The organism is Achromobacter sp. NPDC058515, from assembly GCF_042721735.1.
Taxonomy (GTDB): Bacteria; Pseudomonadota; Gammaproteobacteria; order Burkholderiales; family Burkholderiaceae_B; genus Achromobacter.
Genome location: NZ_JBHXNI010000001.1, coordinates 194,052 through 214,789, shown reverse-complemented (window position 1 = coordinate 214,789; position 20,738 = coordinate 194,052). Strand labels below are relative to the sequence as shown.

Here is a 20,738-nt window from a genome sequence, read left to right as displayed (position 1 = left end):
GCCTAGGCGCCCAGATACGCCCGGGCCAGGGCCCCGTCCTGCGCGATCTCGGCCGCGGTGCCGTGCGCTGCCACGCGGCCCGATTCCAGCACGTAGGCGCGGTCGGCCAGCGACAGCGCCAGCGCGGCCATCTGGTCCACCAGCAGGATGGTCATGGATTCGGCGCGCAGCCGGTCCAGGGCCTCGAACAGCTCGTCGATGATCTTCGGCGCAAGGCCCAGCGACGGCTCGTCCAGCAGCAGGATCACGGGCTTGGACATCAGCCCGCGCGCGATCGCCAGCATCTGCTGCTCGCCGCCGGACAACAGGCCGGCGCGCTGGTGCAGGCGTTCGCGCAGGCGCGGAAAGCGGGTCAGCATTTCCTCGACTCGCGCGTCCCGGTCCTGCGGCTGCAGGAACGCGCCCAGACGGATGTTGTCCAGCACGCTCAGGCCCGGAAACACCTGGCGGCCTTCGGGCACCAGCACCAGGCCGCGCGCCACGATGCGGTCGGCGGCCAGGCCGTGCAGCTCCTGGCCTTGCAGGTGCATGCCGCCTTGCGCTGGCCGGTGCAGCCCGGCCAGCGTGCGCATCAGCGTCGATTTTCCTGCGCCGTTGGCGCCCAGGAGCGCCACCATTTCGCCCTGCCTGACCTGCAGGTCGATTCCGTGCAGCACCGGGTTGGCCCCGTAGCCGGTGGTGAGCTTGCCCACGCCCAGCACTTCGGGCGGCAAGGCGCCGCCCGCCGGCCGGGTCCGGGCGGCGGGGATGCGGCGGGCCGCCTCGTCGCCCAGATAGGCCTGGCGCACCGCCGGCGATTGCTGGATGTCCGCGACGCTGCCCTGCGCCAGTTCACGGCCGGCGTCGATGGCGACGATGTGGTCGGACACGCCCATCACCAGCGTCATGTCGTGCTCGACCAGCAGCACGCCCGCGCCGGCGTCGGCGATGCGCCGCAGCAAGCCGGCCAGGCGCGTCTTGTCTTCACGCGAGAGGCCGGCCGCGGGTTCGTCCATCAGCAGGATATCGGCGTCGGTGGCCAGCGCGCGCGCAATCTCCACCAGCCGCCTATCCACATGAGGCAGGTCCGCCGCGGGCGCGTCCAGCGCGCCTTCGTAGCCGCAGAACGCCAGCAGGGCCCGCGCGCGTTCGCGCGCATCGGCGGCCAGATAGCGGTGCGAGGCCAAGAGGCCGCCCAGGCGGCCGCGCAGCATGCCCAGCGCCACGTTGTCTTCCACGCTCAGCGTGTCGAACAGCTGCGAGGTCTGGTAGGTGCGGGCGATGCCGCTGCGCGCCACCCGGTGGGCCGGCAGCGCCGCCAGCGCCTGGTCGCCCAGCGCCACGGCGCCGCTGGTCGGCTGGTAGTAGCCGCTGAGCATGTTGATGACGGTGGACTTGCCCGCGCCGTTGGGCCCGATCAGCGCGGTCACCGCGGCGGGCCGCACGGTGAAGGACACGGCCTGCACCGCGCGCACGCCGCCGAATGTCATGGTCAGCGCATCCGCCCGCAGGATCCGCCGCGGCCGGCCAGTGGCGGGCATGCCGCCGTGGCGGGGCGCCAGGCCCGCGCCGTGCGCGCCGCGCCGCCAGCGCGCCAGCAGGCCCGCCGCGCCTTCGGGCGCCGCCCACAGCACCACCAGCAGGAAGGCGCCGAAGAACAGCAGCCGGTACTCCTCCAGGCTGGACAGCATCTCCGGCAGCAGGCCCACCACCAGCGCGCCCAGCAAGGGGCCCGCCAGCGAACCCGCGCCGCCTATCGTCACGGCCAGCACGAACAGGATGGACTGCATGAAGTTGAAGTTGTGCGGGGTGATCATGCCGGCCTGCGGCGCGTAGAGCCCGCCCGCCAGGCCCACCACGGCGGCCGACACCATGAACGCCACGGCCTTGACCGCCAGCGGGTTGATGCCGATGGATTCGCTGGCCGTCTCGCTGTCCTTGACCGCGCGCATGGCGGCGCCCCAGGTGCCGCGCGACAGCAGGGCATAGCCCGCCAGCGCCGCGAACACGGCCACGATGGCAAGCATGGCCACGCCGCGGTCGCCGCCGATGCCGCCCAGGGCGGGCTGGGCGATGCCCATCAGGCCGTTCTGGCCGCCGGTGATCGATCCGCCTTCGATCAGCGCGTGCTCGACGATGAAGCCGAAGGCGATGGTGATCATTGCCAGGTACGGCCCCTTCACCCGCAGGGCGGGCACGGCCAACAGCAGGCCGAAGGCGGCGCAGACCAGCGCGGCGGCCGGCCAGGCCAGCCAGAAGCTCCAGCCGGCCTGGCCGGTGAGGATCGCCACCGTGTAGGCGCCGATGGCATAGAAGCCCGCATGGCCGAACGACATCTGGCCGGTCAGGCCCAGCAGCACGTTCAGGCCGATGCCGGCAAGCGCCAGCAGCGCCACGTTGCCCAGCACGAACACGTAGTAGCCGTTGACGGTGGCGGCCAGGAGCAGGGCGGCGGCGGCCAGCACCGCATAAAGCGCCAGCGGCAGCCAGCGCGTTGCAAGTTGCTTGTTCATCAGACCTTCCTCACGTCGGCGCGCCCGAACAGTCCGTTGGGGAGCACGGCCAGCATGACGATCACCAGCGTGAAGCTGATGATCTGGGTGTAGCCGGAGCCCAGGACCACGGTGATCAGCGCTTCGACCACGCCGAACAGCAGGCCCGCGATCATCACGCCCCAGGCGCTGGTGATGCCGCCCAGGATGGCGACCACATAGGCCTTCAGGCCGAACAGCGTGCCCATGTCGGCCTGCACGTTGAACAGCGGGGCGACGAGCGCGCCGGCCACGCCGGCAAACAGCGTCGACACGGCAAAGGCGGCCATGATGGCGCGGCGCACGGGGATGCCCATCAGCCGCGCCGCGTTCGGGTTCTGCACCACCGCCAGCAGCGCCACGCCCCAGCGGGTGCGGCGCGACAGCGCATGCAGCGCGGCGGCCAGCGCCAGGCCGACCAGCGGGATCAGCAGCTGCAGCGGGTAGATGCCCAGGCCCAGCCCGCCGATCTCCAGCGGCGCCTGGGCCAGCGGCGAGGGCAGGCTGCGCGGCTCCTTGCCGAAGGTGAACATCACCACGTTGTCCAGCACGATGCCCAGCGCCACCGTGGACATGAGCCAGGCATTGGAGCCGCGGCTGGCGAAGGGCCGCACCGCCAGCCGCTCCACCACCAGGCCGTAGAGCGCGCATAGCGCCAGCGCCAGCGGCAGGGCGGCCGCCAGCGGCCAGCCCAGCGTCTGGGCGAACGTGTAGGTCAGCACGGCGCCCAGCATCATGGAACTGCCCTGGGCGAAATTCACCGTGCCCGATACGGCATAGGTCAGGTAAAAGCCGAGGGCCATCAGGCCGTACATGCTTCCCAGCCCCAGGCCGCTGACGATGGCGGACATCAACAACATGCGCGTCTCCCGCGTGAACCGGCCGGTTTACTGCTCGCCCTTGACGGGCAGGATGCGGTTGTCGATGAACTGCGTCCACACGTAGTCGTTCTCGCGCAGCGCGTCGTGCGAGGCCGGCGTGAAGGGCTGCTCATACGTCTTGATCAGGCCTTCGTACTTGCCGATCTTGTAGAAGCCCTGGCGCACCGCGTCGCCGTCGGTGGAGCCCGCCTGCGCGATGGCCAGCGCGGCCAGCTGCATGCCGTCGTAGGCATTGGCCACGCCCACGGCGGGCGTGATGTCCTGCGGGCCCTTGATGTCGGAGTACTTGGTCTTGAGCGCCTGCATGACCTTGTCGCCCACCGGTCCCTGCTTGCCGAAGAAGCTGTACGTCTGCACGAAGTGCACGTTCTTGGCGTTGGGGCCGGCCAGCTCCGTGAAGCGGCCGCCGGCGGGACCCCAGTGCGACACGATCGGCACCTTCCAGCCCATGCGGTCCAGCGATTTCACAACCTGGGCCGACGGGCCCACGTTGCCGACCAGGAACAGCGTGTCGGCGCCTGCGGCCTTCAGGCGGCTCAGCTGGGGCACGATGTCCAGGTCGCTGGGTTGGAATTTCTCGACGCCGGCCGGCGCGACCTTGGCCGCCGCCAGCGCGGCGTTCAGGCCTTTCTCGTTGGATTCGCCCCAGGGATTGTTCACCAGGATCATGCCCGGCTTGGCGCTCTGGAAGGTCTTCTGCGCGTACTGCACCATCGCGCTGTCGACGATCTCGTCCATGGCGGACACGCGGAATACGAAATTGGGGTTGCCCTTGTTTTGCGTGATGGCCGTGCCGGCCGCCCACGGGCCCATGAAGGGCACCTTCTCCTGGTTCACGATGGGCACGATGGCCATCGAGACCGGCGTGTCCAGGCCGCCGAACAGCACCGCCACCTTTTCCTTGTAGATCAGCTCGCGGGCCGCGGCCATTCCCTTGGCGGGATTGCCTTCGTCGTCGCGCCGCACCAGCACGACCTGGCGGCCGCCCAAGAGGCCCCCGCTCGCGTTGATCTCGTCGATGGCCACGGCCATGCCGCGCGTCAGCGCTTCCCCGGCGCGGGCGGATTCCCCGGACAGCGCGGTGATCAGGCCGATCTTGATGGGATCCGCGGCCAGCGCCGGTTGCGAGGCCAGGCCTGCGGCAAAGAGCGCGGCGGCGGCGCCGTGGAGCATGAAGGAACGACGGGTCGGGGTCATCGGGGCACTCCTGGAAAAGTGGAATGAATCTTGCATGGGGTTAAGTGCTGCTCCGTTTCCCCATGCAAGATCCATGCCACCTGATCCGCTCCGCCGCCAGACGGCGCCGGCGCCCCTGCCACCGCGGGGCAAGGCGTGTTTCCTTCGTGGTTTGTCCGCAGCCGATCTGTATTTTGTTTCCAAAGCGTCAGCGTTTTTGTTCACAATCATGCATCAAGATTTGCACCAAAATGAATCCATCCTCGCTTCAAAGCACTAAACCGGGGCGTGAAGAGGCGTCCGCCTGGACGCCCGCGCCGCTGGCCTGCCATGGCCGCTTCCCGTACCAGCCGATAGCCGGGCGGGCGGATTACACGTGGCCCAACGGCGCCCGCCTGGCCGTGTACCTGGGCTTCAACCTCGAACACTTCGCCTTCGGCGAAGGGCTGGGCGCGGAGCTGGGGCCGGCGTCGCCGCACCCCGACGTGCTCAATTACGCCTGGCGCGAGTACGGCAACCGGGTGGGCGCGTGGCGCTGCCTGGAGTTGTTCGACGAACTGCGCCTGCCGGCCGGCGTGCTGATCAACACCGCGCTCTACGAGCATTGCCCTGAACTGGTGGAGGCCTGCCTGGCGCGCGGCGACGAACTGATCGGCCATGGCTACAGCAATGCGCACCGGCAGGGCGGCCTGCCCGAAGCCGAGGAAATGGCGCTGCTGGCGCACTGCCGCGACCGTATCCTGCGGCATGCCGGCAACGGGCCCGCGGGCTGGCTGTCTCCGTGGATCTCGGAAAGCCGCGCTACGCCCGACCTGCTGGCGGAGGCGGGCTACCGCTACACGCTGAACTGGTGCCACGACGACCAGCCCATGCGCATGCGCACCCGCGCGGGGGACCTGTGGGCGATTCCCTACCCGCAGGAGCTCAACGACATCCCGATGATCATGGGCCGCAAGATGGACGCGCGCGACTTTGCCGATATGATTCTTGACCAGTTCGAGGAAATGCGCGGGCAGGCCGCCCGCCAGCCGCTGGTCATGGGCATCGCGCTGCATCCGTATATCGTCGGCCAGCCTTATCGCCTGCGGCACCTGCGGCGCGCCTTGGCGCCGCTGGCCGCCGCGCGCGACCGCGGCGAGATCTGGTTCGCCACGCCCGGCGAGATCTGCCGGCATGTGGACAGCCTGCCGCCCGGCGTCATCGTCTAGCGCCGCCCCGTCTCACCCGTTGAACCGAGTCCTCTCATGTCCACCCGAAGCCCCGCCAAACCTCGCACCCCCCGGACCGCCCGGCCGAAGCCGGCGAACGAGCCCGCCCCCGGCTTGCAGGCAGCCGGTACGCCCGCCGCCGGTACGCCCGCCGCCGGTACGCCCGCCGCCGGTACGCCCGCCGCCGGTACGCCCGACGCCGACATGGAGCGCCGCATCTGCGAAGCGGTGTACGAAAGCGTGATGAGCCAGCGCCTGACCCCCGGCACGAAACTGCCCGAGGCGGCGATCTGCGAACTGTTCGGCGTGTCGCGGTCGGTGGCGCGCAAGGCCTTGCAGCGCCTGGCGCACGAGCATGTGGTGGACCTGCACCACAACCGCGGCGCCGTGGTGGCCGAGCCCACACCCGAAGACACGCGCCAGATATTCCAGGCGCGCCGCGCGCTGGAGGCGGCGCTGGTGCCGCTGGCGGCGGCGCGCGCCACCAAGGCCGACTATGCCTCGCTGCGCAAGCAGCTGCGGGACGAGCACGCGCTGCTGCACCGGGCCGGCCAGCCCGCCTGGGCGCGGCAGGCCAGCGCCTTTCACGTCCGGCTGGGCGAGCTGTCGGGCAATGCCATCCTCCACGGCTACCTGTCGGAACTGGTGTCGCGCTGCTCGCTGATCGTGGCCCTGTACGAGCCGCCCGGCAATGCGGCCTGCGAACACGGCGAACACGTGCTGATCGTGGACATGATGGAACGCGGCGACGTGGCCGAGGCCGTGAAGATCAACGACAACCACCTTGCGGACCTGGAACGGCGCATCAGCCTCGAACGTCCGCAACCCGCTCAAACTCTTGCCCAGATGCTGGGACTGGCCTGACATGGAAATCGATTTCGACGCTATTACCGAGTATCAGCGCTACAAGCTGATGGCCAGCCTGATCGTGCCCCGGCCGATCGCGCTGATCACGACCCTGTCCGAGACCGGCGTGGTCAACGCCGCGCCGTTCAGCATGTTCAACATGCTGGGCGAGGACCCGCCCATCGTCATGGTCAGCATCAACCGCCTGGAAGACGGCGGCTTGAAGGACACGGCGGTCAACATCGCCCGGGACAAGGAATTCGTGGTGCACCTGACCGACGAGGCCATGGCGGAAAAGATGCACCGCTGCGGCGACCGGCTGCCCGCGGACGTCAGCGAGCTGGCGCATGCGGGCCTGGACGCCGCGCCCAGCCACCGCGTAGCGCCGCCGCGCATCGTGCAGGCGCCCGTTGCGTTCGAATGCACGCTGTTCGAAACCATGGAGACCGCCAGCCGGCAGATCTTCATCGGCCAGGTGCGCTGGCTGCATGCGCGCGACGGCCTGATCGACACGGAAACCTGGCGCGTGCGCCTGCAGGACTACTTCCCGGTGGGGCGCTTTGGCGCCAGCTTCTACGTCACGACGCGCGACCGCTACGCCATCGGCGCGGATAGCGCGCCGGCCGGCGCCTCCGCCAGCACGCCCATCGACGAAATCTGAGCCGTCACCAGACCGCGCCGCCGCCGCCCGGCGGCCGCAGGTGGCGGGCAAAGCGCTGCGACAGGAAGTCCACGAAGGCCAGCGTCTTGGCCGGCAGGTTGAGCCGTTCGGGATACAGCGCGTGGATGTCGGCGGGCGGGGTGCGCCAGTCGGGCAGCACCTCGCGCAGGCGTCCGGCGCGCAGGTAGGCGGCGGTTTCCCATTCGGATCGCATGACGATGCCGTGGCCGTCCAGCGCCCATTCCAATGCGCTCTGCCCGTCGTTCGAGCTGACGGGGCCGCGCACCTTCACGGTTTCCGCGCGCGCGCCCGATTCCAGCCGCCACGTGCCGTAGGCCACGTCGTTCTCGCGCACGACAATGCAGCGGTGGCGCTGCAGTTCGCCTGGCGTGCGCGGCTCTCCATAGGTATCGAGGTAGCGCGGCGACGCGCACAGCAGGCGCCGGTTGGAGGCGATCTTGCGGGCGGTCAGGCGCGCGTCGGGAAGGTCGCCAAACCGCACCGCCACGTCAAAGCCTTCCTCGATCAGGTTCAGCGGCCTGTCGGTCAGCCGCATCTGCACTTCGACCTCGGGATACTGGCGGCAGAAGTCCGAGACCGCCGGCACGATATGGGCGCGTCCGAAGCCGAACGTGGCGTTCAGCCGCAGCAGGCCCTGGGGTTGCGCGCGCGCGCTTGAAACCGAGCGCTCCAGCGCCTCCAGGTCCGCCAGGATGCGCCCGCCCTCGGCCAGGTACAGCTCGCCTTCCTGGGTGACGCTGACCCGGCGGGTCGTGCGGTTCAGCAGGCGCACGCCCAGGCGCTGCTCTAGCTTGGCCAGCCGCGTGCTGACGGCCGGCGGCGTCAGCCCCAGTTCGCGCGCGGTGGCCGACAGGTTGCCGTGCTTGACCACCAGCGAGAAGAAGGCGAGATCGGAAAGCGCATCCATGGGCTCATTTATAAATCAGATTTAACAAAGCTTTATTAATTCAATTAATTATAAGAACGGAACGGGCTTATACACTGGGCTTACCGATACAGAGCCGCCCGACGCGGCCATACGAGGAGACCAGGAAATGAAGATCCATACCGCGGCCGGCGCCCTGTGCGCGGCCATCGCCGCATCCTGTTGGACCCAGCCCGCCGCCGCCGACGCGTTTCCCCAGCGGGCGGTGACGCTGATCGTGCCGTTCGCCCCCGGGGGCAGCGTGGACATCGCCGCGCGCCTGATCTCCGACGCCTGGGGTCGGGCGCTGGGCCAGAGCGTGATCGTGGAGAACCGCGCCGGCGCCTCCGGCAACATCGGCATGTCCGCGGTGGCGCGCGCCGAGCCCAACGGCTACACGCTGGGTATCAACACCATGTCGCTGGCCATCAATCCGGCGCTCTTCAAGACCATGCCGTTCGATACGGCCAAGGACCTGCGTTCGGTCGGCACGGTGGGCACTTCGCAGCACGTGCTGACGGTGACCAACGCGCTGCCGGTGGCATCCGTGAGCGATCTTCTCGCCTATGTGCGCGCCCGGCCCGCCAATGAGACGAGCTTCGGCTCCGCCGGCACGGGCAGCACCTTTCACATGGCCGCGGAACTATTCAAGTCCGTGTCGAAGACGCAGATCCTGCACGTGCCGTACAAGGGCGGCGGGCCCGCCATGCTCGACACCATCAGCGGCCAGGTGCAGATGAGCTTTCCGGTGCTGTCCGCGGCCAAGCCGCAAGTGGACGGCAAGAAGCTGCGCGCGCTGGGCGTGACCGGCGCCACGCGTTCGCCGCTGCTGCCGGACGTGCCCACCATCGCCGAATCGGGCCTGCCCGGCTATGAATTCAACACCTGGTTCGTCATCAGCGCGCCCGCCGGCACGCCGCAGCCGGTGATCGACACGCTGAACGCCAGGCTGGGCGAAGCGCTGCGCTCGCCCGAGCTGACGCAACGCATGCAGAAGGAAGGTTTCGATCCGCTGATCTCCGCGCCCGACAAGGCGGACGCCATGGTGGCCGCCGAGATGACGCGCTGGTCGGGCATCGTCAAGGACGCCGGCATCGAGGCCAACTGAACGGACCGCAAGACGCGCCCGCGCCGGCCGCAGGCGCCTGCGGCGGGCGCAATCATCATCCAAGGAAGCACGACATGCCCGGCATGACGCTATACGACAAACTGGTGGCCAGCCATGAGGTGGCCCCGATCGACGACGAGCACATCCTGCTTTACGTCGACCTGCACATCATGAACGAGTACACCAGCCCGCAAGCCTTCAGCGGCCTGGCCGCGCGCGGCCGTCCGGTGTTGCGTCCGGGCCAGCAGATGGCGGTGGTGGACCACATCATCCCCACGCATCCAGTGCCGGCGGCGCTGCGCGTGATCGCCGACGACGCGTCGTCGCGGCAGGCGCTCAACCTGAAGCGCAATTGCGACGAGCAAGGCATCGCGCTGTTCGACACCACCGATCCGCTTCAGGGCATCGAACACGTGATCGCGCCGGAACACGGCATGATCCTGCCCGGCATGGTGGTGCTGTGCGGCGACAGCCACACCACCACCTACGGCGCCCTGGGCGCCTTGGGCTTCGGCATCGGAACGTCCGAGGTTGAGCACATCCTGGCCACGCAAACGCTGGTCTACCGGGTGGCGCGCAACATGCGGATCCGGGTCGACGGCGTCTTGCCCCACGGCGTGTCGGCCAAGGACCTGGTCATCTTCATCGTGCATCGCATCGGCGCGCAGGGCGCGCGCGGGCATGCGGTGGAATTCTGCGGCGAGGCGATCGACGCGCTGTCCGCCGAGGCTCGCATGACCCTGTGCAACATGACGGTGGAGGCGGGCGCGCGCGCCGCGCTGATCGCGCCGGACGCCGTCACCGATGCCTATGTCGCCGCGCATGCCCCGCAGCTGCGCGGGGACGCGCTGCGGCAGGCCCGCGAATACTGGGCCACGCTGCGCACCGACGGCAACGCCCGGTTCGACATCGAGCATGCGTTCGATGCGGCGAGGATCGCGCCGTTCGTGACCTGGGGCACCAGCCCGGACCAGGCGGTGCCGATCGACGGCGCGGTCCCGGACCCGCGGGCCGAGGCCGATGCGCTGGCCCGGCTGGCGCTGGAGAAAGCCATGGACTACATCGGCCTGCCCGCCGGCACGCCGATTGCCGGCGTGCCGATCGACCGCGTGTTCATCGGCTCCTGCACCAACGGCCGCATCGAAGACCTGCGCGTGGTCGCAAGCCTTGTGCGCGGCAGGAAGGTCGCCGCCGGCGTGCGGGCCATGGTGGTGCCGGGGTCCGGCGCGGTGCGCGCGCAGGCCGAGGCGGAAGGGCTGGCGGCGCAGTTGATGGAGGCGGGGTTCGAATGGCGCCAGCCCGGCTGTTCGATGTGCCTGGCCATGAACGACGACGTGCTGCGCCCCGGCGAGCGCTGCGCGTCCACCACCAACCGGAACTTCGAAGGACGCCAGGGGCGGGCAGGGCGCACGCACCTGATGAGCCCGGCGATGGCGGCCGCCGCCGCGCTGGCGGGCCGCATCGTCGACGTGCGCGCATGGGGAGCAGCCAAATGAATCCAGTGATCGAGGGCGTAGCCGCGCCGTTGCCGTATTCCAATCTGGACACCGACCAGATCATGCCCAAGCAGTTCCTGCGCATCATCGACAAGGCGGGGCTGGACAAGGGACTTCTGTACGACCTGCGCTTTGACGAGGGCGGCGCGCCGCGGCCGGATTGCGTGCTGAACCAGGAGGCCTACGCGGGCGCCTCCATCCTGGTGGCGGGGCCGAATTTCGGCTGCGGATCCAGCCGCGAGCACGCGGTCTGGGGCCTGCAGCAGTTCGGCATCCGCGCCGTGATCGCGTCGAGCTTTGGCGAGATCTTCTACTTCAACGCCCTGAACAATGGCTTGCTGCTGGTGACCTTGCCGCCCGCCGCGGTCGACGCGCTGCTCGCGCGGGTGTCCAATACGTCCGTTGCCCGCGGCAACCGCGTCGGCATCGATCCGCTGGCCGGGCAGGTGCGCGCCGCCGACGGCTGGACGGCGGGGTTTGAACTCCCGGAACGGCATCGCCGCATGTTCGCCCAGGGGCAGGACATGGTGGGCGCCTCGCTCTCGCAACTGCCCGAGGTGGAGCGGTTCGAGTCCCGCCATTGGGCGCGCTTTCCCTGGATGAAGGACGTGGCGCGCCAGGTGCGCGACCGGCTGGACGCCGCCTAGCAATACAGAAACTGGAGACTACGCCGATGACCGCCTTCTTCGACCTGCCCGTGCGCCGCATCGCGGCCAACGGCATCCAGATCGCCGCCCGCATCGAGGGCTCGGGTCCGCCCTTGCTGCTGCTGCACGGGCATCCGCAGACGAACGCCATCTGGCACCGCGTCTGGCCCGAGCTGACGCGGCGGCGCACCTGCGTGGCGGCGGATTTGCGCGGTTATGGGGACAGCGACAAGCCGGCCGCCAGCGCCGACCACGCGTCGTATTCCAAGCGGGCCATGGCGGCCGACATGGCGGCGCTGATGCGCGGGCTGGGCCATGCGCGCTTCGAGGTGCTGGCCCATGACCGCGGCGCGCGGGTAGCCCACCGCCTGGCGCTGGACCACCCGGACGCCGTGGCCCGCATGATGCTGCTGGACATCGCGCCCACGCTGGACATGTACGAAGGCACGACCCGCGCCTTCGCCCAGGCCTATTTCCATTGGTTCTGGCTGATCCAGCCCGCGCCCGTCCCGGAAACGATGATCGAGCACGACCCCGTTTTCTATCTGCGATCGGTGATGGGAGGGCGGCCCGGCGGCCTGGCGCATTTCTCGGCTGAAGCCATGGCGGAATACGAACGCGCGGCGCGCCTGCCCGGCTGGGCCGCCGGCATCTGCGAAGACTACCGGGCGTCCGCCACGCTGGACCTGGAGCATGACCGCGCGGGCCGCGCGGCTGGCGAGCGCCTGCGCCAGCCGGTGCGCGTGCTGTGGGGCGAGCGCGGGGCAGTGGGCAGGAACTTCGACGTGCTGGCCTTGTGGCGCGCCGTGGCCGACGACGTGACCGGCGGCCCGCTGCCGGGCGCGCATTATCTGGCGGAGGAAACGCCCGACGCCCTGCTGGCCGAGGCGGGAGATTTCTTCGGCTGGCGCTGACCGGGCGGGCGATAGGGCTATCCAAAAAGGGACGCAACCCCGGTGTTAACCTTCGGCCCATGAATCGCTACTTCGCCGATCTTTCCGAATTGCCCGAGGCCGAAGACGCCCAACGCGTCTTGAAGGCCACGGATTCCCCCTGCGTGGCGGTGTGCTCCACGCTGTTTGACGACATCTGCCGCGGTTGCGGTCGCACGGCCATGGAAGTCGCCAACTGGGTCTTCATGACGGAAGAGGAAAAGCGCGAAGTCTGGGTGCGCATCAAGGCGCAAGGGTATCCGCGGCGCAACAACTAGCCGCCGTCTTGGGCATGTCACATGGCGCGGGCTAAATCGCGCTATCGTCCACTTCCGGCTCCATCATGCGCATCGTTCTGGTTACGGATGCCTGGCATCCGCAAGTCAACGGCGTCGTCCGCACCTGGACGACCATGCAACAGATCCTGAGCGAATGGGGGCACGAGCTGATCGTGGTGAACCCCCAGGGCAGCCGGACCATTCCGGCGCCGTCCGAGCCGGACCTGCGCCTGTGCCTGCGGCCGGGGCGCCAGCTGCGCCGCATCCTGGGCGACACCGTCCCCGACGCGCTACACATCGCCACCGAAGGCCCGCTGGGGCTGGCGGCCCGCCGGATGGCGCTGTCGCGGGGCTGGCGCTTCACCACCTCGTTTCACACGATGTTTCCCGACTACCTGCAGGCGCGCATGGGCATTCCCGCCGCCTTGCCGTGGCGCTACCTGCGCTGGTTCCACCGGCCCTCGCAATGCGTGCTGGTGCCCACGCCCACCGTGCGGGACATCCTGGTCCGGCGCGGCCTGGCCAACCTGCGGGTCTGGTCGCGCGGGGTCGATCCCCGGAAATTCCAGCCTGGCGACAGCCAGGCGTTCGCGCACCTGCCCCGTCCCGTCTGGTTGAGCGTGGGCCGGGTGGCGCGCGAAAAGAACCTGGACGCCTTCCTGGCGCTGGATCTGCGCGGCAGCAAGGTGGTCGTGGGCGCCGGACCCGACGAGGCCCGGCTGAAGAAGCGCTTTCCCGATGCCGTTTTCCTGGGCATGCAGCAGGACGGCGCGCTGCCCGGCTTCTACGCCGCGGCCGACGTGTTCGTTTTTCCCAGCCTGACCGATACCTTCGGCCTGGTCATGCTGGAGGCCATGGCCTGCGGCACGCCGGTGGCGGCCTTTCGCAGCGAGGCGCCGCTGGCCGTGGTGGAGCAGGGCGTCACGGGCTGCCTGGACGACGACCTGGGGCACGCCTGCCGGGCGGCGCTGCCGCTGGACCGCCACGCCGTGCGCGCCCATGCGCTGACGCGCAGCTGGGATTCGGTGGCCGCCGACCTGCTGGCCGCGCTGGTCCCGCTGACGCAGGGGAGTTCGCAGGGGGCCGCGGGCGCCTGGGCGCCCACCCCCTGATACAGCCACGTCCTTGGGCGACTACCCCATTGGCGCGGCACCTTGTACAATGCCCGACAATCCTGAGGAGCGTTGCGACGACCCTGCGGTCCCCTTCATGCGGAATCCGGTTCGCCAGGCTCAGGAATCCTTGTTCAAGCGCCGCGCCCCGCGCGTCGCTGCAGCAACGGCGCTCACCTTTGTCGCATATGGCGGGAAAGGCGAGCACTCGACTGTCGTGGTGTATTCGCGTTGTCCGGCCATATCGTGCGCCGTTCGTTATTCACGTGGAGCCTACACACCATGAACGCTGTGACTGATAAATCCTTCTCCGACTACCTCGTCGCCGACATGTCGCTGGCCGGCTGGGGCCGCCGCGAACTCGCCATCGCCGAAACCGAAATGCCCGGCCTGATGGCCATCCGCGAGGAATTCGCCGCATCGCAGCCGCTCAAGGGCGCGCGCATCGCCGGCAGCCTGCACATGACCATCCAGACTGGCGTGCTGATCGAAACGCTGGTGGCCCTGGGCGCCGAAGTGCGCTGGGCCTCGTGCAACATCTTCTCCACGCAAGACCACGCCGCCGCCGCCATCGCCGCGTCCGGCACGCCGGTCTTCGCCGTCAAGGGCGAAACGCTGGAAGAGTACTGGCAGTACACCCACAAGATCTTCGAATGGCCCAATGGCCAGAACGCCAACATGATCCTCGACGACGGCGGCGACGCCACGTTGATGCTGCACCTGGGCACCAAGGCCGAGAAGGACCTGTCGGTCCTGGCCAACCCGGGCAGCGATGAAGAGCGCATCCTGTTCGCCGCCATCAAGGAAACGCTGAAGCGCGATCCCAAGTGGTACTCGACCCGCCTCGCCCTGATCAAGGGCGTGACGGAAGAAACCACGACCGGCGTGCATCGCCTCTACCAGATGTCGCAAAAGGGCGAGCTGGCGTTTGCCGCCATCAACGTCAACGACTCGGTCACCAAGTCCAAGTTCGACAACCTGTACGGCTGCCGCGAATCGCTGGTGGACGGCATCAAGCGCGCCACCGACGTCATGATCGCCGGCAAGATCGCCGTCGTGGCCGGCTACGGCGACGTGGGCAAGGGCTGCGCCCAGGCGCTGGTCGCGCTGCGCGCGCAAGTGTGGGTCACCGAAATCGATCCGATCTGCGCCCTGCAGGCCGCCATGGAAGGCTTCAAGGTCGTGACGATGGAAGAAGCCGCCGCCCATGGCGACATCTTCGTCACCGCCACCGGCAACTACCAGGTCATCACGCGCGAACACATGAACGCCATGAAGGACCAGGCCATCGTCTGCAACATCGGCCACTTCGACAACGAAATCGACGTCGCCGGCCTGGCCGATTGCCAGTGGGAAGAGATCAAGCCGCAAGTCGACCACGTCATTTTCCCGGACGGCAAGCGCATCATCCTCCTGGCCCAGGGCCGCCTCGTGAACCTGGGCTGCGCCACCGGCCACCCCTCGTTCGTGATGTCGTCGTCGTTCGCCAACCAGACCATCGCCCAGATCGAACTGTTCACGCGCAACGAAGCCTACAAGTCCGGCGAAGTCTACGTGCTGCCCAAGCACCTGGACGAGAAGGTCGCCCGCCTGCACCTGAAGAAGCTGGGCGTGAAGCTCACGACCTTGCGCAAGGACCAGGCCGACTACATCAGCGTGCCGGTCGAGGGCCCCTACAAGCCCAATCACTACCGCTATTGATCGGTTGAAAGCAAAATAGGGAAACGCCGCGCCATGTTGGCGCGGGTTTTCCGGTCCGTGGGGTTCACCCGTGCCCGCCTGGCGATCACGGGTCCGCGGAGCGCCAATACAGGAGTTCGAACATGGTGACATTGATACTCGTCTGGATCCTGAACGCGGTGGCCCTGCTGGCCGTTGCCTATCTGCTTCCCGGCATCACGGTGGCCAGTTTCGGATCGGCGCTCATCGCCGCGCTGGTGCTGGGCCTGGTGAACATGCTGGTCAAGCCGGTGCTGGTGCTGCTGACGCTGCCCATCACGATCGTCACCCTCGGTCTCTTCCTCATCGTCATCAACGCCTTGTTGTTCTGGTTCGTCGGCTCCGTGCTGAAGGGCTTCCAGGTCAACGGGTTCTGGTGGGCCGTGGGCGGTGCAATCCTGTACAGCATCATCGCTGGCCTGCTTACCAAACTGATTCCCTGATGTGTGGGCCCACCCCCGAAGCGCTTCGCGCTTCCCCCTCAAGGGGGCGCCGCCGCGTACCGGCAAAGCCGGCTCCGCGCGGCTCGGCGGGGCTGCCAGCATCGCAGGTTATGTGTAGCCCCATAGATAACTGATATGTCCGAATCGATCTCTCCTGCTTTCAGTCTGGAATTCTTTCCCCCGCGCGACCTGGCCGGCCAAGAGCGGCTGGTTCGCGCGGCCAAGCAGATGCTGGCCATCCAGCCCAAGTACGTCAGCGTGACCTTCGGCGCGGGCGGCTCCACGCGCGCCGGCACGGCGGACGCCGTGCGCACGCTGCGCAACCTGGGCTGCGATGCGGCGCCTCACCTGTCGTGCGTGGGCGCCACGCGCCAGGACCTGCGGGACATCCTCCAGGTCTACAAGAACGAAGGCGTGCGGCGCGTGGTGGCCCTGCGCGGCGACCTGCCTTCGGGCATGGGCGGCGACGCGGGCGAACTGCGCTATGCCAACGAGCTGGTGTCGTTCATCCGCGAGGAAACGGGCGACTGGTTCCACATCGAAGTGGCGGCCTATCCCGAAATGCATCCCCAGGCGGTCAATCCCTCGGCCGACCTGGACCATTTCGTGACCAAGGTGAAAGCCGGGGCCGACGCGGCCATCACGCAGTATTTCTTCAATGCCGACGCCTACTTCGACTTCGTCGACCGGGCCCAGGCCAAGGGCGTGAACGTGCCGATCGTGCCGGGCATCATGCCCATCACGAACCACACGCAGCTCCTGCGGTTCTCGGAAATGTGCGGCGCGGAAGTGCCGCGCTGGATCCGGCTGCGTCTGGCCGAGTTCGGCGACGACAAGGCTGCCATCCGCGCCTTCGGCGTGGATGTGGTGACCGAGCTGTGCCAGACCCTGCTCGACAACGGCGCGCCGGGCCTGCATTTCTACACCTTGAACCATTCGGAAGCGCCGCTGGCGGTGTGGAAGGAACTGTCGCTGTAGGCTTCGCGCCTGGCGCAATGTAAAAAAGCCGGCATCGCCGGCTTTTTTTGCATCGATATTTATTTTTAGTGCGACTTGTATGAGCTCTTTGAATAGCTGAATTCCAATTTCGTATTATTCCGATGCTCCGGTCTGCGTGTATTTGAATAGACTTGGCACTACTTCAAATGCATGGAAAAAATATGATTGGCCGCCTCATCGTTCGGATTGGCGACAGAACCTCCCATGGCGGGACCGTCTTGCAGGGTTTCCCGTTCCATAACATTGAGGGTCGTGCCGCAGCGGGCATGGGCCATATGGTGGACTGCCCGCAATGCAAGGGCTCCTTTCCCATCGTGCAGGGCGTACCTAGTTTCTCGGTTGATGGCGTTCCCGTCGCGGTCGAGGGTATGCAGACTGCGTGCGGCGCGGTGCTAATAGCCAGTCAGAATATTGCGGTCCTGGATCCCGGACCCGGCGGCGTTAGGTGGGCAGCGAGCGATACGGGAGGACTGGCGAACGGATTTATGAGCAGCGCGGGCACTGGCCGGCCCCTGTCCAATGGGCTGCGGCAGGAGGCCTGCAATCATCCCGATGCCCTGATCGGCATCGCCGAGTACATGGTCCGGGAGATGAAGACCAACCCTTTCTCTATCGAGGGAAGGAAAATTCGTGCTGCGAATAGTGCTGATCCTCAGGCACGGCGCGAAGAATGGCAGCAATTACCCTGGTACTTACGATTGGAGGGGCAGCCTGACTTCGAGGGCGCAGCCGCAGGGCAAAAAGTCGCCGCATACGGAATGTGGATAGAAAGAGTCGGGCCTGGCAGGCCTTGGGACCACAAGCCAGCGTTGGAGCGGATGCTGGGCAAGAACTTCAATATTGGCTGGCAGAAGTACGGGAATTTCGACTACTTCTTCGATATCTGGTCCAACATTCATTATGGCTACGCCGGCGTGGCTCTAGGCTTTAGCGCGGCTGAATTGATCAATGGTGCCGGCTTGGCGCAGGCCGCGTTTGATGCCTGGGTAAAGCGGCGTCAGCAGAACCATCCCCAGAATGGCCCCTGGCCGGCGAGCGCGGATGATGTGCCAGACCACATTTCAATCAAGCTTGGGGCAGATCTATATAATGAAGTTAAGCCTCACGCTCTGACGGTCGGTATTTTGCTTCAAAAAATTGAAGACGTGCCTCTTCCATGGGGAGCGGGGAGCGACCGCGCGAAAAGAGTACACGAGTGCAACGGGGGCTAGTGCAATATGGACAAGCGCTTGATTAAGCGGATCGCCATTGCATTGTGCGTCGGCCCGCTTCTGTGGGTCTTGTTCTTGTTTTATTGTCGGCCTGTCGTGGCTTTGCATTATTCAGCAAGGGCGACGGAGTCCATCGGCTTCTTTTTCATGATTGACTACGCCACGAGAAAGCAGGGCATGGAGCCGGGTGAAACGGTGGTGATACCTACCCCGATGTTTCCAGAGCGCGACCTGTGGATATTGCTTTCGTTTCCCTTCGACAGCAAAGATTCGTTCGAGATCAGGAAGCCGTTCAGTCGGGTAGATGTGTGCATCGGAGCGGGGGCGAAAGTGGAGCGGACCGAAATTCGGCACGGTTTTTTTGACCGGTTCACCGAGCCGAGAGAACCATGCGAGCCACCGACGTCTAAGCGATAGCGGTGCGACTTTGGTACTAGCCTAAAGGCCCCGACACGGATTATCCGGTCGGGGCTTTTCTTTTGGTGGCGCAATCAGTCCGCGTACACGCCCGCCTTGCGGATGATGCCGCCCCACTTGTCCACTTCGGACTTCAGCCAGGTCTGCAGGCCATCGGGGGTCTGCTTGGCGTCGGGGACGATCTCGGCGCCCAGCTCCGCCATCTTCTGCGTGAACGCGGGGTCCTTGAGCGCCGTGCGCAGCGCCGCGTTGAACTTGGCGACGGCCTCGGGCGGCGTGCCCTTGGGCGCATACACGCCGTGCCAGACCTTCACCTCGAAGTCCTTCAGGCCGCCTTCCTGCAGCGTGGGCGCATCGGGCAGCGCCTTGATGCGGTCCAGCGTGGTGACGCCGAACAGCTTCACGCGTTCCGCCTTGATCTGCGGAATGGTCTGCGTGGTCTGGTCGCACAGCACGTCCACCTGGCCGCCCAGCAGCGCGGTCATGGCCGGCGCCGTGCCGGCATAGGGCACGGTCGTGAACTGGACGCCCAGCGACTCCTGCAGCAGCATGCCGCAAAGCTGCGAGACGGCGCCCAGGCCCGCATTGGCCAGGTTGACCTTGTTGCCGTTCTCCTTGGCGTACTTGATGAAGCCAGCCATGCCGTCGGCCGGGAGGTCCTTGCGGCCCAGCAAGGTCATGGGCACGTCGGCGACCTGGCCGACGTAGGCAAAGTCCGTCAGCGGATTGAACGACAGCTTGCGGTACAGCGCCGGCGCGGTCGCCATGCCGTTGTGGTGGATCAGGAAGGTGTAGCCGTCGGGGGCCGCGCGGGCCACGTGCTGGGACGCCAGCGTGCCGCCCGCGCCGGTGCGGTTCTCGATGATGATGCTCTGCCCCAGCGTCTTCGCCATGGACGCGCCCAGGCTGCGGGCCACCACGTCCGTGGGGCCGCCCGCGGCGAACGGCACCACCAGCGAAATGGGATGGTTGGGGTAGGCGCCCTGCGCGCCGGCGTTGCCCCAGGCCAGGCAGGACAGGGCCAGCATGGGCCAGGCGGCGCGCTTGATCGCGCGCGCGAACGGTTGGGACATGTCTCGCTCCTTGTGGTTTTAGTCGACCCGCAAGGCAAGGCAAGACGGGCTGGCCGCCAGTGTGGCGCGCCCGGGCGCATATTGGAATTCGTCGTTTCGCAAGCCGGGTTTCGGCTGGCGGAAAGGAGGGTTTACGCGGACTTAGCGCCTGTTCGCGCCAAAAGGAGCCTCGCGCGCCCTAGCCCGGCTGGTCCTTGCCCGGATCTTCGGCCAGCACCTGGGGGGTGTGGTAACTGGCCGCGGGCGCGTTGACGGGCTCCACGCGCAGCGGCTGATGCACGCGGCTGGGAGGCACCAGCGAGCCGGGGTCGTCGGGATTGGTCCACAGCGGGTCCGGGATCTCGGCGAAAACCTGGCGCAGGCGTTCGCCCCAGGTGCCGCGGATCATGCGGAAGTATTCGTTGTGTTCGTCGATGCTGGCGAAGTGCGTGACGCGCAAGGCGTTCGTGTCGTAGACCAGCAGATCCAGCGGCAGGCCCACCGAGATGTTCGAGCGCAGCGTGGAGTCCATGGAGATCAGGGCGCACTTGGCGGCTTCGTCCAGCGAGGTGTCCGGGCGCAGCACGCGGTCCAGGATGGGCTTGCCGTACTTGGCCTCGCCGATCTGGAAGTACGGGCATTCCTGGCCGGCTTCGATGAAGTTGCCCGCCGAATACACCTGGAACAGCCGGCAATGTTCCGTGCCGATCTGTCCGCCGAAGATCAGGCTGACATTGAAGTCCACGCCCTGTTCGTGGAGCGCGGGGGCTTCGCTGCGATAGACCTCGCGCACCGCGGCGCCGACCCGGCGCGTGGCCTCGAACATGTCGGGCGCGTTCCAGATGGTCTCGTTGGTGTCTTCCTGCTGGCGGGTGAGCGCGTTCAGCACGGCCTGGCTGACCGCCAGGTTGCCGGAGGACATCAGGACCATCACGCGCTCGCCCGGCCGCTCGAAGACGGTCATTTTGCGGAAGACGCTGATCTGGTCCACGCCGGCGTTGGTGCGGGAGTCGGACAGGAAAACCAGGCCGGAGTCGAGGCGGGCTGCTACGCAGTAGGTCATGATCGGAAAATAGGGAAACCAGGCCGCATTGTATTGCGGCGCGGCCGGCCGGAT

At 67.4% G+C, this 20,738-nt stretch carries 20 protein-coding genes and 1 riboswitch; of the genes, 14 read left to right on the top strand and 6 right to left on the bottom strand.

Going from position 1 to position 20,738, the window contains the following annotated elements:
* Positions 1–2: 2 nt before the first annotated feature.
* Genes ACFWP0_RS00995 through ACFWP0_RS00985 form a run of 3 tightly spaced genes read right to left on the bottom strand, consistent with a single transcriptional unit; the run spans position 3 to position 4,588 of the window.
* Positions 3–2,492, bottom strand: coding sequence for an ATP-binding cassette domain-containing protein (locus tag ACFWP0_RS00995; protein ID WP_377839114.1), 2,490 nt, complete (start codon positions 2,490–2,492; stop codon positions 3–5).
* Positions 2,492–3,370, bottom strand: a complete 879-nt coding sequence (locus ACFWP0_RS00990; protein WP_377839113.1) for a branched-chain amino acid ABC transporter permease — start codon at positions 3,368–3,370, stop codon at positions 2,492–2,494. The genes ACFWP0_RS00995 and ACFWP0_RS00990 overlap by 1 nt, the downstream gene beginning before the upstream one ends.
* A gap of 27 nt (positions 3,371–3,397) precedes the next feature.
* Positions 3,398–4,588, bottom strand: coding sequence for an ABC transporter substrate-binding protein (locus tag ACFWP0_RS00985; RefSeq protein ID WP_377839111.1), 1,191 nt, complete (start codon positions 4,586–4,588; stop codon positions 3,398–3,400).
* 230 nt (positions 4,589–4,818) lie between these two features.
* Between ACFWP0_RS00985 and ACFWP0_RS00980 the strand changes: the two genes are divergently transcribed.
* From ACFWP0_RS00980 to ACFWP0_RS00970, 3 genes are read left to right on the top strand one after another with little or no spacing between them, the layout of a single operon-like run.
* Positions 4,819–5,775, top strand: coding sequence for a polysaccharide deacetylase family protein (locus ACFWP0_RS00980; RefSeq protein ID WP_377839110.1), 957 nt, complete (start codon positions 4,819–4,821; stop codon positions 5,773–5,775).
* A 36-nt stretch (positions 5,776–5,811) separates the two neighbouring features.
* Entirely contained in the window at positions 5,812–6,639 is an 828-nt protein-coding gene (locus ACFWP0_RS00975; RefSeq protein ID WP_377839108.1) for an FCD domain-containing protein, read from the top strand.
* Position 6,640: 1 nt separating this feature from the next.
* Positions 6,641–7,282, top strand: coding sequence for a flavin reductase family protein (locus ACFWP0_RS00970; RefSeq protein WP_377839107.1), 642 nt, complete (start codon positions 6,641–6,643; stop codon positions 7,280–7,282).
* A 4-nt stretch (positions 7,283–7,286) separates the two neighbouring features.
* Here ACFWP0_RS00970 and ACFWP0_RS00965 read toward each other — a convergent pair whose 3' ends face one another.
* Positions 7,287–8,210 (bottom strand): LysR family transcriptional regulator, encoded by a 924-nt coding sequence (locus tag ACFWP0_RS00965; protein WP_377839105.1) that lies wholly within the window; start codon positions 8,208–8,210, stop codon positions 7,287–7,289.
* A 127-nt stretch (positions 8,211–8,337) separates the two neighbouring features.
* Between ACFWP0_RS00965 and ACFWP0_RS00960 the strand changes: the two genes are divergently transcribed.
* From ACFWP0_RS00960 to ACFWP0_RS00910, 11 genes are all read left to right on the top strand, one after another.
* Positions 8,338–9,315, top strand: coding sequence for a tripartite tricarboxylate transporter substrate binding protein (locus ACFWP0_RS00960; protein WP_377839104.1), 978 nt, complete (start codon positions 8,338–8,340; stop codon positions 9,313–9,315).
* Between the two features lie 74 nt (positions 9,316–9,389).
* Positions 9,390–10,811, top strand: coding sequence for a 3-isopropylmalate dehydratase large subunit (gene leuC / locus ACFWP0_RS00955; RefSeq protein WP_377839102.1), 1,422 nt, complete (start codon positions 9,390–9,392; stop codon positions 10,809–10,811).
* A complete protein-coding gene (leuD, locus tag ACFWP0_RS00950; protein WP_377839101.1) occupies positions 10,808–11,458 on the top strand; it encodes a 3-isopropylmalate dehydratase small subunit in 651 nt (216 codons plus the stop codon). Before leuC ends, leuD begins: the two co-directional genes overlap by 4 nt.
* A gap of 26 nt (positions 11,459–11,484) precedes the next feature.
* A complete protein-coding gene (locus ACFWP0_RS00945; protein WP_377839100.1) occupies positions 11,485–12,372 on the top strand; it encodes an alpha/beta fold hydrolase in 888 nt (295 codons plus the stop codon).
* 59 nt (positions 12,373–12,431) lie between these two features.
* The gene (locus tag ACFWP0_RS00940; RefSeq protein WP_377839098.1) at positions 12,432–12,668 is read left to right on the top strand and encodes a DUF1289 domain-containing protein; all 237 of its coding nucleotides are present in this window, start codon (positions 12,432–12,434) and stop codon (positions 12,666–12,668) included.
* Between the two features lie 65 nt (positions 12,669–12,733).
* Positions 12,734–13,780 (top strand): glycosyltransferase family 4 protein, encoded by a 1,047-nt coding sequence (locus tag ACFWP0_RS00935; protein ID WP_377839097.1) that lies wholly within the window; start codon positions 12,734–12,736, stop codon positions 13,778–13,780.
* A gap of 58 nt (positions 13,781–13,838) precedes the next feature.
* A riboswitch (S-adenosyl-L-homocysteine riboswitch) is annotated at positions 13,839–13,962 on the top strand.
* A gap of 100 nt (positions 13,963–14,062) precedes the next feature.
* On the top strand, positions 14,063–15,481 hold the full coding sequence (gene ahcY / locus ACFWP0_RS00930) for an adenosylhomocysteinase (RefSeq protein ID WP_377839095.1): 1,419 nt from the start codon (positions 14,063–14,065) through the stop codon (positions 15,479–15,481).
* Between the two features lie 125 nt (positions 15,482–15,606).
* Positions 15,607–15,942, top strand: coding sequence for a phage holin family protein (locus tag ACFWP0_RS00925; RefSeq protein ID WP_377839628.1), 336 nt, complete (start codon positions 15,607–15,609; stop codon positions 15,940–15,942).
* A 135-nt stretch (positions 15,943–16,077) separates the two neighbouring features.
* Positions 16,078–16,920, top strand: a complete 843-nt coding sequence (metF, locus tag ACFWP0_RS00920; protein WP_377839094.1) for a methylenetetrahydrofolate reductase [NAD(P)H] — start codon at positions 16,078–16,080, stop codon at positions 16,918–16,920.
* A gap of 182 nt (positions 16,921–17,102) precedes the next feature.
* On the top strand, positions 17,103–18,152 hold the full coding sequence (locus ACFWP0_RS00915) for a PAAR domain-containing protein (RefSeq protein WP_377839093.1): 1,050 nt from the start codon (positions 17,103–17,105) through the stop codon (positions 18,150–18,152).
* A 6-nt stretch (positions 18,153–18,158) separates the two neighbouring features.
* Positions 18,159–18,569, top strand: a complete 411-nt coding sequence (locus ACFWP0_RS00910; protein WP_377839092.1) for a hypothetical protein — start codon at positions 18,159–18,161, stop codon at positions 18,567–18,569.
* Between the two features lie 74 nt (positions 18,570–18,643).
* Here the strand turns inward: ACFWP0_RS00910 and ACFWP0_RS00905 are convergent, their stop codons facing one another.
* Both ACFWP0_RS00905 and ACFWP0_RS00900 read right to left on the bottom strand, forming a co-directional pair.
* Positions 18,644–19,642 carry a tripartite tricarboxylate transporter substrate-binding protein gene (locus ACFWP0_RS00905; RefSeq protein ID WP_377839091.1) on the bottom strand — a complete coding sequence of 333 codons (999 nt, stop codon included), beginning with the start codon at positions 19,640–19,642 and terminating at the stop codon, positions 18,644–18,646.
* 178 nt (positions 19,643–19,820) lie between these two features.
* Entirely contained in the window at positions 19,821–20,684 is an 864-nt protein-coding gene (locus tag ACFWP0_RS00900; protein WP_377839090.1) for a peptidase, read from the bottom strand.
* Positions 20,685–20,738 lie beyond the last annotated feature (54 nt).

What these genes read in the sequence shown, in the direction of transcription:
- ACFWP0_RS00995 (WP_377839114.1), bottom strand. Translation starts at nt 2,492, where the DNA reads ATGAACAAGCAACTTGCAACGCGCTGGCTGCCGCTGGCGCTTTATGCG.
- ACFWP0_RS00990 (WP_377839113.1), bottom strand. Translation starts at nt 3,370, where the DNA reads ATGTTGTTGATGTCCGCCATCGTCAGCGGCCTGGGGCTGGGAAGCATG.
- ACFWP0_RS00985 (WP_377839111.1), bottom strand. Translation starts at nt 4,588, where the DNA reads ATGACCCCGACCCGTCGTTCCTTCATGCTCCACGGCGCCGCCGCCGCG.
- ACFWP0_RS00980 (WP_377839110.1), top strand. Translation starts at nt 4,819, where the DNA reads ATGAATCCATCCTCGCTTCAAAGCACTAAACCGGGGCGTGAAGAGGCG.
- ACFWP0_RS00975 (WP_377839108.1), top strand. Translation starts at nt 5,812, where the DNA reads ATGTCCACCCGAAGCCCCGCCAAACCTCGCACCCCCCGGACCGCCCGG.
- ACFWP0_RS00970 (WP_377839107.1), top strand. Translation starts at nt 6,641, where the DNA reads ATGGAAATCGATTTCGACGCTATTACCGAGTATCAGCGCTACAAGCTG.
- ACFWP0_RS00965 (WP_377839105.1), bottom strand. Translation starts at nt 8,210, where the DNA reads ATGGATGCGCTTTCCGATCTCGCCTTCTTCTCGCTGGTGGTCAAGCAC.
- ACFWP0_RS00960 (WP_377839104.1), top strand. Translation starts at nt 8,338, where the DNA reads ATGAAGATCCATACCGCGGCCGGCGCCCTGTGCGCGGCCATCGCCGCA.
- leuC (WP_377839102.1), top strand. Translation starts at nt 9,390, where the DNA reads ATGCCCGGCATGACGCTATACGACAAACTGGTGGCCAGCCATGAGGTG.
- leuD (WP_377839101.1), top strand. Translation starts at nt 10,808, where the DNA reads ATGAATCCAGTGATCGAGGGCGTAGCCGCGCCGTTGCCGTATTCCAAT.
- ACFWP0_RS00945 (WP_377839100.1), top strand. Translation starts at nt 11,485, where the DNA reads ATGACCGCCTTCTTCGACCTGCCCGTGCGCCGCATCGCGGCCAACGGC.
- ACFWP0_RS00940 (WP_377839098.1), top strand. Translation starts at nt 12,432, where the DNA reads ATGAATCGCTACTTCGCCGATCTTTCCGAATTGCCCGAGGCCGAAGAC.
- ACFWP0_RS00935 (WP_377839097.1), top strand. Translation starts at nt 12,734, where the DNA reads ATGCGCATCGTTCTGGTTACGGATGCCTGGCATCCGCAAGTCAACGGC.
- ahcY (WP_377839095.1), top strand. Translation starts at nt 14,063, where the DNA reads ATGAACGCTGTGACTGATAAATCCTTCTCCGACTACCTCGTCGCCGAC.
- metF (WP_377839094.1), top strand. Translation starts at nt 16,078, where the DNA reads ATGTCCGAATCGATCTCTCCTGCTTTCAGTCTGGAATTCTTTCCCCCG.
- ACFWP0_RS00915 (WP_377839093.1), top strand. Translation starts at nt 17,103, where the DNA reads ATGATTGGCCGCCTCATCGTTCGGATTGGCGACAGAACCTCCCATGGC.
- ACFWP0_RS00910 (WP_377839092.1), top strand. Translation starts at nt 18,159, where the DNA reads ATGGACAAGCGCTTGATTAAGCGGATCGCCATTGCATTGTGCGTCGGC.
- ACFWP0_RS00905 (WP_377839091.1), bottom strand. Translation starts at nt 19,642, where the DNA reads ATGTCCCAACCGTTCGCGCGCGCGATCAAGCGCGCCGCCTGGCCCATG.
- ACFWP0_RS00900 (WP_377839090.1), bottom strand. Translation starts at nt 20,684, where the DNA reads ATGACCTACTGCGTAGCAGCCCGCCTCGACTCCGGCCTGGTTTTCCTG.